Origin of the sequence: Erwinia sp. SLM-02 (genome assembly GCF_037450285.1) — a bacterium.
In the GTDB taxonomy this organism is placed as follows: domain Bacteria; phylum Pseudomonadota; class Gammaproteobacteria; order Enterobacterales; family Enterobacteriaceae; genus Erwinia.
Map to the genome: position 1 here is coordinate 1,050,153 of NZ_JAQISN010000001.1, position 14,928 is coordinate 1,065,080.

At 59.4% G+C, this 14,928-nt stretch carries 11 protein-coding genes; 7 read left to right on the forward strand and 4 right to left on the reverse strand.

The window, feature by feature from the left end; all coding sequences use genetic code 11:
• The first annotated feature begins 2,004 nt into the window (after positions 1-2,004).
• Together PGH32_RS04905 and katG are read left to right on the forward strand one after the other, a co-directional pair.
• The gene (locus tag PGH32_RS04905) at positions 2,005-3,276 is read left to right on the forward strand and encodes a 4-aminobutyrate--2-oxoglutarate transaminase (RefSeq protein ID WP_337894259.1); all 1,272 of its coding nucleotides are present in this window, start codon (positions 2,005-2,007) and stop codon (positions 3,274-3,276) included.
• A 248-nt stretch (positions 3,277-3,524) separates the two neighbouring features.
• Positions 3,525-5,735, forward strand: coding sequence for a catalase/peroxidase HPI (katG, locus tag PGH32_RS04910; protein WP_337893344.1), 2,211 nt, complete (start codon positions 3,525-3,527; stop codon positions 5,733-5,735).
• Between the two features lie 98 nt (positions 5,736-5,833).
• Here the strand turns inward: katG and PGH32_RS04915 are convergent, their stop codons facing one another.
• Positions 5,834-7,360 carry a purine-cytosine permease family protein gene (locus PGH32_RS04915; RefSeq protein ID WP_337893345.1) on the reverse strand — a complete coding sequence of 509 codons (1,527 nt, stop codon included), beginning with the start codon at positions 7,358-7,360 and terminating at the stop codon, positions 5,834-5,836.
• 22 nt (positions 7,361-7,382) lie between these two features.
• On the reverse strand, positions 7,383-8,093 hold the full coding sequence (gene deoD, locus PGH32_RS04920; protein ID WP_337893346.1) for a purine-nucleoside phosphorylase: 711 nt from the start codon (positions 8,091-8,093) through the stop codon (positions 7,383-7,385).
• A gap of 249 nt (positions 8,094-8,342) precedes the next feature.
• Here deoD and PGH32_RS04925 point away from each other — a divergent pair, with 249 nt between their 5' ends.
• The 4 genes from PGH32_RS04925 to PGH32_RS04940 all read left to right on the forward strand — a co-directional run bounded on the left by PGH32_RS04925 (position 8,343) and on the right by PGH32_RS04940 (position 13,114).
• Positions 8,343-8,999: a Crp/Fnr family transcriptional regulator gene (locus PGH32_RS04925; protein ID WP_337893347.1), complete on the forward strand. Its 657-nt coding sequence runs from the start codon at positions 8,343-8,345 to the stop codon at positions 8,997-8,999.
• A 309-nt stretch (positions 9,000-9,308) separates the two neighbouring features.
• Positions 9,309-10,037, forward strand: a complete 729-nt coding sequence (locus PGH32_RS04930; RefSeq protein WP_337893348.1) for a gluconate 2-dehydrogenase subunit 3 family protein — start codon at positions 9,309-9,311, stop codon at positions 10,035-10,037.
• 2 nt (positions 10,038-10,039) lie between these two features.
• Positions 10,040-11,815 carry a GMC family oxidoreductase gene (locus PGH32_RS04935; protein WP_337893349.1) on the forward strand — a complete coding sequence of 592 codons (1,776 nt, stop codon included), beginning with the start codon at positions 10,040-10,042 and terminating at the stop codon, positions 11,813-11,815.
• A 15-nt stretch (positions 11,816-11,830) separates the two neighbouring features.
• Entirely contained in the window at positions 11,831-13,114 is a 1,284-nt protein-coding gene (locus PGH32_RS04940; protein ID WP_337893350.1) for a c-type cytochrome, read from the forward strand.
• 52 nt (positions 13,115-13,166) lie between these two features.
• Here PGH32_RS04940 and PGH32_RS04945 read toward each other — a convergent pair whose 3' ends face one another.
• Together PGH32_RS04945 and PGH32_RS04950 are read right to left on the reverse strand one after the other, a co-directional pair.
• Complete coding sequence (locus PGH32_RS04945) at positions 13,167-13,412, reverse strand: DUF2543 family protein (RefSeq protein WP_314425360.1); 246 nt, start codon at positions 13,410-13,412, stop codon at positions 13,167-13,169.
• A 112-nt stretch (positions 13,413-13,524) separates the two neighbouring features.
• The gene (locus PGH32_RS04950; RefSeq protein WP_314425358.1) at positions 13,525-14,007 is read right to left on the reverse strand and encodes a cold-shock protein; all 483 of its coding nucleotides are present in this window, start codon (positions 14,005-14,007) and stop codon (positions 13,525-13,527) included.
• A gap of 222 nt (positions 14,008-14,229) precedes the next feature.
• Here PGH32_RS04950 and PGH32_RS04955 point away from each other — a divergent pair, with 222 nt between their 5' ends.
• Positions 14,230-14,928 carry an RluA family pseudouridine synthase gene (locus PGH32_RS04955; protein ID WP_337893351.1) on the forward strand — a complete coding sequence of 233 codons (699 nt, stop codon included), beginning with the start codon at positions 14,230-14,232 and terminating at the stop codon, positions 14,926-14,928.

Here is a 14,928-nt window from a genome sequence, read left to right on the forward strand (position 1 = left end):
AGCGCAGTTTCCCCCCGTCCCTTTGATAGCTGAGATGGCTGCTGGAAAGTCGGTTCTGCTATCGGGCATTGGGTTCATTAATTGTTGGCTGGTCGTCTATGCGATCGGGGTTCGGGTCAGGGGTGATGGCGCACACCGGACCGGCAAAACCCGCCTCCCTGCGGGCTTCGGAACGCGCCGTCCGTGGCGCGTTACGTCCGGCTTAGCGCATTCTCCCCCCGTCCCTTTGATATCAGAGTTGCCTGCGTGAAGTTCAGTTTAGCGATCGGTTTCAAGGCGCTTGAGTTGTTGGATGGTGCCTTTGAAATCGAGGTTGTCTGTTGCACATTTACATCACTGGGATTTACGGTTGAATCGCTTTTAATAAGCGACACAGAAGTCGGTAAGGGAAGGCGTTGGGGCGGCTGGATGCAGACTCACGGCCAGGGATGGCCGTGCGTCAGGCTATAGGGACATACTCGCGCCGGTGCAGTAAGCTTCCCCAACGCCTTCAACCGGGCGCGAATCTAAACGCGACGTAATTCAGCCCCAGCGACTTCATCGGTCATGCAATCCAGGTGCGATTGGGGTCCGGGCCAGGTCGGTGATAGCTATGCGAAGGTCGCCCGGGCGATCGGGGTCCGGGCCGGAGGGAGACTGCGCACGCCGGACCGGCAAAACCCGCCTCCCTGCGGGCCTCGGAACGCGCCATCCGTGGCGCGTTACGCCCGGCTTAGCGCATTCTCCCCCCGGCCCTTTGATATCAGAGTTGCCTGCGTGAAGTTCAGTTTAGCGATCGGTTTCAAGGCGCTTGAGCTGTTGGTTGGTGCCTTTGAAATCGAGGTTGTCTGTTACACATCTACATCACTGGGATTTACGGTTGAGTCGCTTTTAATCAGCGACACAGAAGTTGGTAAGGGAAGGCGTTGGGGCGGCTGGATGCAGACTCACGGCCAGGGATGGCCGTGCGTCAGGCTATAGGGACATACTTGCGCCGGTGCAGTAAGCTTCCCCAACGCCTTCAACCGGGCGCGAATCTAAACGCGACGTAATTCAGCCCCAGCGACTTCATCGGTCATGCAATCCAGGTGCGATTGGGGTCCGGGCCAGGTCGGTGATAGCTATGCGAAGGTCGCCCGGGCGATCGGGGTCCGGGCCGGAGGGAGACTGCGCACGCCGGACCGGCAAAACCCGCCTCCCTGCGGGCCTCGGAACGCGCCATCCGTGGCGCGTTACGCCCGGCTTAGCGCAGTTTCCCCCCGTCCCTTTGATAGCTGAGATGGCTGCTGGAAAGTCGGTTCTGCTATCGGGCATTGGGTTCATTAATTGTTGGCTGGTCGTCTATGCGATCGGGGTTCGGGTCAGGGGTGATGGCGCACACCGGACCGGCAAAACCCGCCTCCCTGCGGGCTTCGGAACGCGCCGTCCGTGGCGCGTTACGTCCGGCTTAGCGCATTCTCCCCCCGTCCCTTTTATATCAGAGTTGCCTGCGTGAAGTTCAGTTTAGCGATCGGTTTCAAGGCGCTTGAGTTGTTGGATGGTGCCTTTGAAATCGAGGTTGTCTGTTGCACATTTACATCACTGGGATTTACGGTTGAATCGCTTTTAATCAGCGACACAGAAGTCGGTAAGGGAAGGCGTTGGGGCGGCTGGATGCAGACTCACGGCCAGGGATGGCCGTGCGTCAGGCTATAGGGACATACTCGCGCCGGTGCAGTAAGCCGCCCCAACGCCTTCAACCGGGCGCGAATCTAAACGCGACTTAATTTAGCCTTAGCGACTTCATCGGTCAGGCAATTCATGTGCGATCGGGCGGGGCCGATCCGGGATGGCCGTGCGTCAGGCTATAGGGACATACTTGTGCCGGTGCAGTAAGCCGCCCCAACGCCCTCCCGCTACTGGGAACTTGAAGCGAAATTCACAGATGGCTCTCGTTAACCGGCCAGTTCAGGGCTATATAATCATTCATACCTGTTCGTTCAACGTGCGGTATCCGCCGGTCGCCGACTTTAAATGAGGGACATGATGACAAACGCAGAACTGAATCAACGACGCCAGCAGGCCACTCCCCGGGGCATCGGGGTGATGTGCGATTTCTTTGCCGAGCGGGCGGAGAATGCCACGCTGTGGGACGTGGAAGGCCGTGAATACATTGATTTTGCCGCCGGAATTGCGGTGCTGAATACCGGGCATCGTCATGCAAAAATTATTGAGGCCGTCACCCGCCAGCTGACGCAGTTTACCCATACCGCCTATCAGATTGTCCCCTATGAAAGCTACGTCTCGCTGGCGGAAAAAATTAACCAGCGCGTGCCGATTGCCGGGCCGTGCAAAACGGCCTTCTTCTCAACGGGCGCGGAGGCGGTGGAAAACGCGGTGAAGATCGCCCGCGCCTTCACTGGTCGCCCCGGGGTGATTGCCTTTGGCGGCGCGTTCCACGGTCGTACCTTTATGACCCTGGCGCTGACCGGCAAGGTGGCCCCCTACAAGCTGGGCTTCGGGCCGTTCCCCGGCCAGGTCTTCCACGCCCGTTACCCCAACGCGCTGCACGGGGTGTCGACGGAGGATGCGCTTGCCAGCCTGGAAACGCTTTTTAAAACCGACATCGACCCGAACCAGGTGGCGGCCATTATTCTGGAGCCGGTGCAGGGGGAAGGGGGCTTTTACATCGCGCCCGGCGATTTTATGCGGGCGCTGCGCGAGCTGTGCGATCGGCACGGTATTCTGATGATTGCCGATGAGGTGCAGGCCGGTTTTGCCCGCACCGGCAAACTGTTTGCGATGGAACATTATCCGCAGGTGGAAGCGGATCTGCTGACGATGGCGAAAAGCCTTGCGGGTGGCCTGCCGCTGTCGGCGGTGGCCGGTAAGGCCGCGGTGATGGATGCGCCCGCGCCGGGTGGACTGGGCGGGACCTATGCGGGCAATCCGCTGGCGCTGGCCGCCGCGCATGCGGTGCTGGACATTATCGACGATGAAGGGCTGTGCGAGCGCGCGCGCCGCCTCGGCAGCGAACTGGCCGAGCGGCTCAACACCCTGAAAGCGGAATGCGCGGCGATTGCGGAGGTCCGCGCGCTGGGGTCGATGGTCGCCGTTGAGCTGAACGACCCGGCCACCGGCAGGCCGTCGCCGGAGCTGACCCGCCGGGTACAGCAGCACGCGCTGGAAAACGGTCTGCTGCTGCTCTCCTGCGGCACTAACGGCAACGTTATCCGCTTTCTTTATCCGCTAACCATCCCGGAAGCCCAGTTCCACCGGGCGCTGACGATCCTGAGTGCCGCGCTGAAAGCTCTCTGAGCGGCGATCCTGCTGAAAAAGGCCTGCATAATGCAGGCTTTTTACGTTACTGGCCGTTAAACGGCTGTGGCAGCACTAAAAACCCGACTCCTGAAGATGACGGGCTTTCAATCCGTTGTTTATCGCCAATTTTCTATTGTTCCTCTCAGAATGTAAGGAAAAGGCTATTAAATATATAGGGTGTTTCAAGTGTGACCCGCTCAAACGCACGTATAGAGTAGCCAGAGAATAACAACAGGAGTAGAGCCATGAGCAATTCGACCGATCAAGAAGCAAACGACGCAAAGCCGATTGTTGAAGCAGACAGAGAAGTACCGGCCGGAAAATGCCCTTTCCATGCGGGTAAAACCAACCAGGCCTCCGGCGGCGGCACGGGAAATCGCGACTGGTGGCCTAACCAGCTGCGCGTTGACCTGCTGAACCAGCACTCCTCCCGATCCAATCCGTTAGATGAATCTTTTGATTACCGCAAAGAATTCGCCAAACTCGACTATTCCGCTCTGAAAGGCGATCTGAAAGCGCTGCTGACCGATTCACAGTCCTGGTGGCCTGCCGACTGGGGCAGCTACATCGGGCTGTTTATTCGTATGGCGTGGCACAGCGCGGGAACCTACCGTTCGGTTGACGGACGCGGCGGTTCCGGCCGCGGCCAGCAGCGCTTTGCGCCGCTCAACTCCTGGCCTGATAACGTCAGCCTGGATAAAGCACGTCGGCTGCTCTGGCCGGTGAAGCAAAAATACGGTCAGAAAATCTCCTGGGCCGACCTCTATATTCTTGCCGGTAACGTGGCGCTGGAAAACTCCGGCTTCCGCACCTTCGGCTTTGGCGCCGGGCGTGAAGACGTCTGGGAGCCGGACCTGGATGTGAACTGGGGCGATGAAAAAAACTGGCTTGAGCACCGCCACCCGGAAGCGCTGGCGCAGTCGCCGCTGGGCGCCACGGAAATGGGGCTGATATACGTTAACCCGGAAGGCCCGGAACACAGCGGTGACCCGGCTTCGGCCGCACCCGCCATCCGCGCCACCTTTGGCAACATGGGCATGAATGACGAAGAGATCGTCGCGCTGATTGCCGGTGGTCATACCCTGGGGAAAACGCACGGGGCGGCACCGGCCAGCCACGTCGGCACCGATCCGGAAGCCTCGCCGATTGAAGCTCAGGGCCTGGGCTGGGCCAGCAGCTACGGCAGCGGATCCGGCGCGCATGCCATCACCTCCGGTCTGGAAGTGACCTGGTCGCAGACGCCAACCCAGTGGAGCAACTACTTCTTCGAGAACCTGTTCAAGTACGAGTGGGTGCAGACCCGCAGCCCGGCGGGGGCGATTCAGTTCGAAGCCAGCAACGCGGCGGACGTGATCCCGGACGCCTTCGATTCCGCGAAGAAGCACAAGCCGACCATGCTGGTCACCGATCTGACCCTGCGCTTTGACCCTCAGTTCGAAGCAATTTCCCGCCGCTTCCTCAACGATCCGCAGGCGTTTAATGAGGCCTTCGCCCGCGCCTGGTACAAGCTGACCCACCGCGATATGGGGCCAAAAGCCCGCTACATCGGTCCGGAAGTGCCAAAAGAGGATCTGATCTGGCAGGATCCGCTGCCGCAGCCGGTGTATCACCCAACGGTGAGTGATATCGCCGTGCTGAAAGAGAAAATTAAGGCATCCGGCCTGACGATCGGCGAGCTGGTTTCGGTGGCGTGGGCCTCGGCCTCGACCTTCCGCGGCGGCGATAAGCGCGGCGGTGCCAATGGGGCAAGGCTGGCCTTACTGCCGCAGCGCGAGTGGGAGGTCAACGCCGTTGCCGCCCGCGTGCTGCCAACGCTGGAAGGGATCCAGCAGTCGGTGCAAAAAGCCTCGCTGGCGGATGTCATCGTGCTGGCCGGATCGGTGGGCGTGGAGCTGGCGGCGAAGGCGGCCGGTGTGGACATCGAGGTGCCGTTTACCCCGGGCCGCGTGGATGCACGCCAGGATCAGACCGATGTTGATTCGTTCGAATGGCTGAAGCCGCTGGCCGATGGTTTCCGCAACTATCGCGGGAACAGTAGTGCTGGCTCCACCGAGAACCTGCTGATCGATAAGGCCCAGCAGCTGACGCTGACCGTGCCGGAACTGACGGTGCTGGTGGGCGGTCTGCGTGCGCTGGGGGCGAACTACGACGGCAGCCAGCACGGCGTGTTCAGCAGCCGCACCGGCGAACTGAACGCCGACTTCTTCGTTAATCTGCTGGATATGCGCACCGAGTGGAAAGCGACAGACGCCAGCGCCGAGCGGTTTGAAGGGCGCGATCGTCAGAGCGGGGCAGTGAAGTTTACCGCCACCCGTGCCGATCTGGTGTTTGGTTCCAACGCCGTGCTGCGCGCCTCGGCGGAGGTGTACGCCAGTGAGGATGCCAAAGAGAAGTTTGTGAAGGACTTTGTCGCCGCCTGGACCCGGGTGATGAATCTGGACCGCTTCGATATCTGACCGGCTTCTCCCCGGTGATATCCGCCGGGGAGACGAACATACTGCCACCAAGCCTGCCGGGTGTTCCTTCGCAGGCGCAGTGGCTATCGCTAAGTAAGTTACAGTGCTTTCTGCGGCTGGTTCGCCGTCACCTTTCCGGCTGCTGATAGCACTGCCGAAACCGGTTCAATCTTCAGCGCAAAGGTCAGCAGCGCATAGATCCCGCCGCCGGTCACCATCGACACAATCACCCCGATATTCGCCGTAGCAAACACGCTGTGGCGGGCCTCATCCGTCAGTAAAAAGCCGACGATATGCGCGATATACGGATCGCTGGAGGTAATGGTCCCCAGCCCGACCAGCGTGGCGATAAACAGTGCCAGCAGCGCCGTCCAGCGCCCTCCAATCCCGCCGGAACCGGGTTTACGGGTGGCGGTGATATCCCAGCCGCTTCGCTTCTGGCGTATAAAGTCGATCAGCTGGATAGCGCCGGCGGAGCCGATGACCACCGAGATCGATGCCAGGAACGACTGAAAGGTCGACAGGAACGAATCGGAAATAAACATCAGGTAAAACGCGCCAAAGCCGATGATCAGCGCATTCAGCACGGTGGTCGCCGCGCGGCTGACCGGCAGGCCGAGCGCCAGCAGCGCCAGTCCGGAGCTGTAGATGCCGGTAATCGCCGCCGACAGCAGGGAGATAATAATCACCACGGAGAACGGTACGTAGAACCACATCGGCAGCAGATCGGTCAGCGAGGAAATCGGTGCCTGCGCCGCCGCCGCGCTCAGGTCGGGGTTGCTGTCTGCCAGCAGGGTGCCGAGGATCAGCAGGATACTGACCGGGAAGGAGATACCCGCGGTGGTCCAGAAAATCACCTTTGAGGCCGGGGTTTTCGTGGGCAGGTAGCGGGCAAAATCGCCGCCGTAGTTCAGAAAGCCCAGCCCGACCATGGTCATCGCCATCACCGCGCCGCCAATCCAGGTCAGCAGGCTGCCCTGATGGGCGCTGACGCCCACGCGATCCCAGTGAATATGCGGCAGGATCAGGAAAATAAAGATAATGCTCATAAAGCCGGTCAGCCAGGCAATGTACTTTTCCACCTTCATAATCAGCTGATGGCCGTAGACGGCCACCGACATGGTCAGCGCCAGGCTGAGAATAAACCAGCCGAGAATGCAGCTCAGCGTCGGTTTGCCGTCGGCCAGCGCGAAGGCGGCGGGCCAGAGTTTGGCAAACAGCGCCGCGCCGGAGGTGGAGGCCAGGGTGATCAGGGTGATCTTCCAGCCCATATTCGAAATATAGGCGAACAGCGTCGGGAACTTGTTGCCGTGATAGCCAAAGCACAGGCGGGTCTGCGTCAGCGTCGGCAGGCCGGTGCGCGGGCCGCCAACGGCCAGGATGCCCACCAGAAAGCAGGAGATCAGATAGCCGACGATGCCGGCGCTGATCGACTGCCAGACGTTAAGGCCGAGGGAATAAACGTAAATCCCGTAGGCGATGCCGAGGATTGAGACGTTCCAGGAAAACCAGACCGGGAACAGCCCGGACGGCGAGCCATAGCGTTCAGACTGCGGAACGGCATTCACGCCGTTGGCTTCAACTTTTAACCCACCGGAGGCGGGCTGCTGCGTAGCGTTTGTCATCGGATAAGCCTTATCAAGAGGTTCAGTCGTTATAAATGGCGGTTTCTAAAGCGAGCCGGAACATATTGTCTAACGCGGTTTGTTGTTGTTCCTCAGCGGGTTCTTCGCCGGTATTGCTGTTAATGCAGGCGGTCAGCAGGCTTAACGCTCTGGCGCGATACTGCGCGGCGAGCGTGTACAGCGCCGACGTCTCCATCTCCACGGCCAGGATGTTCATTTTGCGCAGCGCGGGCAGCATGGCGTCGGGTTTGTCGTACAGCAGGTCGTTGGTGAAGGTGTTGCCGAACTGAGTGGGGATCTGCCTATCCTGCGCCACCGTCCAGCAGTGGCGCAGCAGATCGAAGTCCGCCACGGCGGCGTAGTCGTAGCCGGCGAAGCGGTCGCGGTTGACCGAGGAGGAGGTGCCCGCCCCGGTCGCCACGATCACCTTACGCATATCCACGCCGTCATCCACCGCACCGCAGGTGCCCACGCGGATCAGCGTGTTCACCCCGAAGCCGTTGATCAGCTCGTGGGCATAGATAGAAACGGAAGGGATCCCCATGCCGTGGGCCATCACGGAGAGGCGCTTTCCCTTGTAGAAGCCGGTATAGCCAAACATATTGCGGGTATCGCAGACGCGCCGGGCATCGGTCAGCCAGGTTTCGGCAATGCGCTGCGCGCGCAGCGGATCGCCGGGCATGATTACGGTATCGGCGAAGTCGCCGGGCTGGGCATTTATGTGGGGTGTCATCGGAGTGCTCCTGCTGGATTCAGGCCCTGATGGTAGAAAGCCCGGCGCGGCGTGAAAAAGGCAAATGTCCGGCCCTGGCCGACGGGGATCACAAAATTCATTTATTTGCCGTTCTGCACGGGGCGGGATCGGTAGAAAACGCGGCGGGCGGGCCTGAGGAGTGCGAAAATAAGCGCCGGGCAGCGTATTGACAAGGGTTCAGGAGGGCGGCTAGTCTCAGCCACTTTTTGCCGCTGAGATCGCGATATTATGACAATTATTCAGCAGTTTGCGCAGCGCGGGCATCAGATCCTGCGTGATGCGGTTAATGCGGTACCGCTGAAAAGCAAAGCGATCGGCGCCGGTGAGTTTATTTTGCGCCAGGGGGAAGAGATTACCGCCCTGTACTGGATCGCCCTGGGTGAATACACCATGCATTACAGCGCGGGCAACGGTAAGGCCTTCAGCCTCGGGCAGCGCTTCGTCAGCGATACCATTATCGGCGAGATTGAATACCTGACCCAGACCCCCAGCCAGTTCTCCGTGGTGGCCCACGAAGCGATGACGGTTAAGGTGATCCCGCGCGCGATGATGGACGCACTGTTAACCCGTCATGCCGAGGTCGGCGTCTGGCTCAGCCAGCTGCTGTCGAACAGCTATCAGCGCGGCATGGCGAAAACCATGGAGCGTTTTCTCCAGCCGCTGGTGTTGAATATCGTGGCGGATCTGTATGAACGCCATCAGCAGAACAAACCGCTGGTTGATTTCTCGCAGGTTTACCGGGAAGCCGAGCGATTTGGCTGCTCCGAGCGCACCTACCGCCGCGCGCTGCATCAGCTGGTGGACGAAAAGTATCTGGTGAAGGTCGCCAGCGAGTATGTCATTTGCGATATCGAGAGATTCCGCCAACTGCTCCTGCTTGCGTGAAGTCATACAGCCCGCGGCGCCGTCGGATGCCGGGTTCGCCGTCAACCCGGGTCGGATTAACCCTGGGGGTATTTCTTTACATTTTGTGAAAACCGTTTTGCCCCGATGTGAATGAATTCTAATTTAATCAGCCTGTTAATTACTTTCATCCTTTCGCCCCTGACATCAGGGGCGATGAAAATGGATTTTCTGCGGCGTTCTCAGGCATTGCTTCCGTGTAGTATGGCTAATAGATAAGGCATAACAAGACCTTATCAGTCCGGCAGCCGTTCCCCGGCTGCCCTTTTAGCGAAAGCAACAGGAAGCTTTATGAGCGAACAAGGAAAACAGGGCGTCCCCCCAAGGCGTCGCTTTTTGCAGCAAACTCTCGCCCTTATCCCGCTGGCCGCCGCCGGCAGCAGCGGTCTGGTGTCACTCAACGGCCTGGCGGCATCCGAAAAGTCACAGGGCGTCAGTGCCGATTACGTGCCGACCTTTTTCAACAGTGAAGAGTGGCCGTTTGTGCTGGCCGTCTGCGATCGCCTGATCCCGGCGGATGAGTATGGCCCGGGCGCCGTCAGTGAAGGCGTGCCGGTATTTATCGACCGGCAGATGGAGCTGCCCTACGGATACGGTCATCTGTGGTATATGCACGCCCCCTTCGGCAGTGCACAACCCGAGCTGGGCTATCAGTCAGCGCTGGTACCGCGTGAGACCTGGCGACGGGGCATCAAGGCCGTTAACGCCCGGTGCCAGAAAACGTTCCACAAAACCTTTGCCGAACTCAACGCTCAGCAGCAGGATGACATTTTGCGCCGGCTTGAAAGTGGCGAGCTGAGTTTTGATGACGTGCCGGGCAGCCTGTTCTTCACGCAAATGCTGGAGAACTGCAAGGAGGGCTATCTGGCCGACCCGCTGCACGGCGGCAATCAGACGCTGGCCTCGTGGAAGATGATTGGCTTCCCCGGCGCGCGCGCCGACTACCCGCAGGTGATGGATAACCCGAACCGGCCGTATCCGCTTGGCCCGGTCAGTATTTCAGGGAAGAGGAGCGTGTAGCCATGGCGATAAAAAAAGAGCCTGTGGATATTGTTATCGTCGGATTCGGCTGGACCGGGTCGCTGATGGCAAAAGAACTGGCGGACACCGGCCTGAAAATTCTGGCGCTGGAGCGGGGTGAAGCGCGGGATACCTGGCCTGATTTTGCCTATCCGCGAATTACCGACGAGCTGACCTACGGTATTCGCCTCAAGCTGTTCCAGGATCCGGCGAAAGAGACGGTGACCGTTCGCCATACCTCGTCGCAAACGGCATTGCCCTACCGCCGTTTCGGGTCTTTTTTGCCCGGCAACGGCGTGGGCGGCGCGGGCGTGCACTGGAACGGCATGCTGTGGCGTCCGCTGCATGCGGATTTAAAAATGCGCAGCACGGTGATTGAGAAGTACGGGGCGGATTTTATCCCTGCGGATATGACCGTGCAGGATTACCCGTTCAGCTATGACGAGATGGAGCCGTTTTTCGACAAGTTTGAAAAAATCTGCGGTACGGCGGGCCAGGCCGGTAACCTGAACGGGACGCGTATTGAGGGCGGGAATCCCTTCGAATGCGCGCGGCGCAACCCGTATCCCACCAAACCGCTCAAGCAGCAGTATTCGGGCATGCTGTTCAGCAAAGCCGCTAAAGAACTGGGCTATCATCCGTTTCCGGTTCCCGCGGCCAACTGTAGCGAACCCTGGACGAACCCCTACGGCGTGCAGCTCGGCGTGTGTAACTACTGTGGTTTCTGTGAAAGATACGGCTGCTTTACCTACGCGAAAGCCTCGCCGCAGTCGTGCGTTCATCCGGCCCTGAAGGCGTACAGCAACATCGAGGTGCGAACGCAGTCGCAGGTGCTGCGGGTGAATACCGACGCCAGCGGCAGAAAAGCCACCGGCGTGACCTACGTGGATGCCAGCGGCCAGGAAGTTGAGCAGCCGGCCGATCTCGTGGTGCTGAGCGCCTTCCAGCTGCATAACGTGCGCCTGCTGCTGCTGTCGAAAATCGGCAAGCCCTACGATCCGGTCAGCGGTGAAGGCGTGGTGGGACGGAACTATGCCTATCAGATGAACGGCGGGATCTCGCTGTTTTTCAATAAAGAGACGTTCTTCAACCCGTTTGCCGCCACCGGCACCACCGGGATGTTTATCGACGAATTCAACGCCGAAAACTTCGACCATTCCGCTCTGGGCTTTATCGGGGGATCGACGATTTCTGCGACGATCACCGGCGGGCGCCCCATCCAGCAAATGACCACTCCACGCGATGCACCTTCGTGGGGGACTGGCTGGAAAAAAGCCATCAAAGAGAGCTACCTGCATACGATGAACGTCAGTGCGTCCGGCTCGGTGATGCCCTACAGGCAGTGCTATCTCGACCTCGATCCCACTTACAGGGATCTGCACGGGCAGCCGCTGCTGCGCATGACCTTCGACTGGCAGGCAAACGAGCTGAAAATGACCCATTTCATCGGCGGCAAGGCGGAGGGCATCGTCCGGCAAATCAACCCCGACCGCTACGACATGGGCTTTATGGGGAAGGATGCGCACTATGATGTTCGCCCGTATCAGTCCACGCACACTACCGGCGGGGCGGTGATGGGCGATAACCCGAAAACCAGCGTGGTCAACAAATACCTGCAAAGCTGGGACGTACCGAACGTCTTTGTACTGGGCGCCTGCTGTTTCCCGCAGAATCAGGCCTACAACCCGACGGGGATCGTCGGTGCCACCGCGCTGTTTGCCGCCGAGGCAATCCGCACGCAGTATCTGGCAAATCCTGGACCGCTGGTTCAGGTCTGACAGGGAGGAATGCAGATGAAGATTCAAGGAACCATGCGGCTTTCTCTGCTGGCGCTGGCGTTAATTTCGGCCCAGGCCAGCAGTCAGCCTACCGGTGAAGGGCAGGAGCTGGTGGCGGCAGGGGACTGTATCGCCTGCCACACGAAGCCGGGCGGCAAGCCCTTTGCGGGCGGGCTGAAAATGTCGACCCCGGTAGGGGATATCTATTCCACGAATATTACGCCGGACAGGCAGACCGGCATAGGGAACTACAGCTATGAGGATTTTGCGAAAGCCCTGCGCAGGGGCGTGGCGAAAGACGGGCATAACCTGTATCCGGCGATGCCCTACACCTCGTTTTCAAAGATCTCCGATGAGGATATCCGCTTGCTGTATGACTACTTCATGCACCAGGTGGCCCCGGTAAGCCAGCGGAATCAGGACACGGATATTACGTGGCCGCTGAATATGCGCTGGCCGCTGTCGGTGTGGAATCTGCTGTTCCACGACGGGGACGTTTACCGGGCCGACGGGGGCCAGAGTGCGCAGTGGAATCGCGGGGCATATCTGGTACAGGGGCTGGGCCACTGCGGATCCTGCCATACGCCGCGCGGTATAGGCTTTGAGGAAAAGGCGCTCGATCAGCACGACGGCGCGTTTCTGACCGGGGGAACGCTGGAGGGCTGGCACGCGCCGGATCTGACCGGCAATGTTCGGGTCGGCCTGGGGCGTTGGTCAGAGCAGGATATTGCCGCGTTTCTGAAAACCGGGCACACCCGCAGCAGCGCGGCGTTCGGCCTGATGAGCGAGGTGGTGACCCGCAGCACCCAGCATATGAGCGAACCGGATCTGCAGGCGGTGGCGGTGTATCTTAAGTCGCTGGCATCCTCCGATCCGCAGGCGGCTGCGCCGAAAGCGGATACCACCACCGCAGACGCCCTGATCCGGGGAGAGGTAAGCCGCCCGGGCGCGCAGGCGTATATGGATAACTGTGCTGCCTGCCATCGCCTTGATGGCCAGGGCTATGCCGCGACCTTCCCGGCGCTGGCGCATAATCCGGTGGTGCTAAGCGAGGATCCATCATCGTTGATTAGCATGGTGCTGCTCGGCGGGAAAACGCCGGTGACGAAGAGGGCGATAACTGGCCTGACGATGCCCGGCTTTGCGTGGCGGCTGGACGATCGGCAGGTATCGGATCTGCTGAGCTTCGTGCGTAGCGGATGGGGCAACAATGCGCCTGCCGTCAGCAGCGGGGAGGTGAAGGCCGTTCGTGAAAAGCTGCCGCAGCCCGCTGAAGGGGGCAGGGTAGAAGGGCAGTAGCGCCGGACGGGCTACTCCCGCTGACGGCGGAAGCGGCCCGTATCTGACGACGTTACTCGTTGCCCCACTGATTGAGGAAGTTGGCGATGTCGTCAATGCGCTCCGCCTTGATGCCGGCTTCAGCGGCCATCTCAGCCTGCGCTTCCTCGCTGATCTCTTCATTATTCGTCAGGCGGGTAAGCAGCAGCTGGAAGTAATGCGCCAGAGGATCCAGCTCTGCCTCGCTCACCTTCAGCGCGGTTTCCTCGGAATATTCTTCAGCGATGTCATAGTATTTCAGAGGGATGTTATTGCTCATTGTTTGCTCCGGGTTTTGGCACCGTTGCCCGCTGCGCACTGCACTGCTGGCCCGGTGAACTTCATTCTCGTGACGTATTCTGTGACTGACCTGGCGTTGAGCCTCAGGCGGGTCAGATCTTAAGCAGTTTTACCGTGGCATCCACGTCAATTTCATCTTCGGAGAAGATGAGCGTGGTTCCCTGGAAAGTGGTGATCGCCAGTTTCTTCATTGAGCGCACTTCATCCGGATTTGCGGTGGCTTTCGGCTTGATGCTGCTCATCAGCGCCCCCACGGACAGCACTACGTGTTCTTTATCAATGCGCGTTTCGACAGGCACTTCTTCACTGTAAACCAGATAAGATTTGATCGAGGTGAGCTTGAGGCGCTCCCCGGCGATAAAGATGTATTTGCTCTCCGGAGCGACTTTCACACTGTAGGCGGATAACCCTTTGTTATTGGTGGTCGGTTCGAAGGTCACCGCCGCGTCTTTCTTGATCAGATCAGGGTTGGCGACCTTAATCACATGAAAATAACGGTTATCCCCGTTTTCATCTTTGATAAATCCAAAACCCTTGTCTTTAAACCAGGTTGTGATCGTTCCGTTCATCGCCATTCTCGCCTACTTAATCGTTTATCTACTCGGTTTTTGCAGCGCGCAGTGTAAAACACAATCCCCGCGCAAACCACGCCTTTGGTGATAAGTCTGGATGATAAATTTCTTCCGTGCCAGGGATAAGCAGGAGAGGGGCCACGAACAGCATGACGCGCGCAGCAGATTCGTCACCCGGCTTAAAATTGGGTATCATCCGCAGCCACTTTCCAACCGGGTTGCCTGATGTCTGAGATTATCGATACCTTTATAGCGCCACCCTGCCACGACAGGATTGAGGCGCTCTATCAGGATGAGCATCTGGTGTTAATCAATAAACCCGCCGGGCTGCTCAGCCTGTCGGGCAAAAATCCGCAAAATCTTGATTCGGTCCATCACCGGCTGGTGCAGATCTTTCCCGGCTGTACGCTGGTTCACCGCCTTGATTTTGGCACTTCCGGGCTGATGGTGGTTGCCCGGAACAAAGCCGTTAATGCCGCACTGTGCCAGCAGTTCAGCCAGCGGTCGGTGAGCAAAATGTACAGCGCGTTACTCTGTGGGCATGTGGCTCTGGACGAAGGGGTGATTGATGCGGCTATCGCGAAAGATCCGGCGCTGTTTCCACTTATGTCGATCTGCGCCGTCAGCGGCAAACCCGCACGTTCACGCTATCGGGTGGTGGAACGCTTTGAGCGCCAGTTAGCCGATGGGGCGAGGCTTCCGCTGACGCGGGTTGACCTGATTCCGGAAACCGGGCGAACCCACCAGCTGCGTATTCACTGCCAGCAGCTGGGCCACCCGATTCTGGGCTGCGATCTTTACGGCGGTCTGCTGCTGCCCGGCACCGGGCAGACCGCACGGCTAATGCTGCACGCCAGCGAACTGCATTTTACCCATCCGGTCAGCGGAGAGCCGGTAGCGGCCCGCTGTGAAAGTCCGTTTTGA

Bases quoted from the DNA above. Each gene is read 5' to 3' on its own strand.
- PGH32_RS04905 (WP_337894259.1), top strand. From the start codon at position 2,005: ATGACAAACGCAGAACTGAATCAACGACGCCAGCAGGCCACTCCCCGG.
- katG (WP_337893344.1), top strand. From the start codon at position 3,525: ATGAGCAATTCGACCGATCAAGAAGCAAACGACGCAAAGCCGATTGTT.
- PGH32_RS04915 (WP_337893345.1), bottom strand. From the start codon at position 7,360: ATGACAAACGCTACGCAGCAGCCCGCCTCCGGTGGGTTAAAAGTTGAA.
- deoD (WP_337893346.1), bottom strand. From the start codon at position 8,093: ATGACACCCCACATAAATGCCCAGCCCGGCGACTTCGCCGATACCGTA.
- PGH32_RS04925 (WP_337893347.1), top strand. From the start codon at position 8,343: ATGACAATTATTCAGCAGTTTGCGCAGCGCGGGCATCAGATCCTGCGT.
- PGH32_RS04930 (WP_337893348.1), top strand. From the start codon at position 9,309: ATGAGCGAACAAGGAAAACAGGGCGTCCCCCCAAGGCGTCGCTTTTTG.
- PGH32_RS04935 (WP_337893349.1), top strand. From the start codon at position 10,040: ATGGCGATAAAAAAAGAGCCTGTGGATATTGTTATCGTCGGATTCGGC.
- PGH32_RS04940 (WP_337893350.1), top strand. From the start codon at position 11,831: ATGAAGATTCAAGGAACCATGCGGCTTTCTCTGCTGGCGCTGGCGTTA.
- PGH32_RS04945 (WP_314425360.1), bottom strand. From the start codon at position 13,412: ATGAGCAATAACATCCCTCTGAAATACTATGACATCGCTGAAGAATAT.
- PGH32_RS04950 (WP_314425358.1), bottom strand. From the start codon at position 14,007: ATGGCGATGAACGGAACGATCACAACCTGGTTTAAAGACAAGGGTTTT.
- PGH32_RS04955 (WP_337893351.1), top strand. From the start codon at position 14,230: ATGTCTGAGATTATCGATACCTTTATAGCGCCACCCTGCCACGACAGG.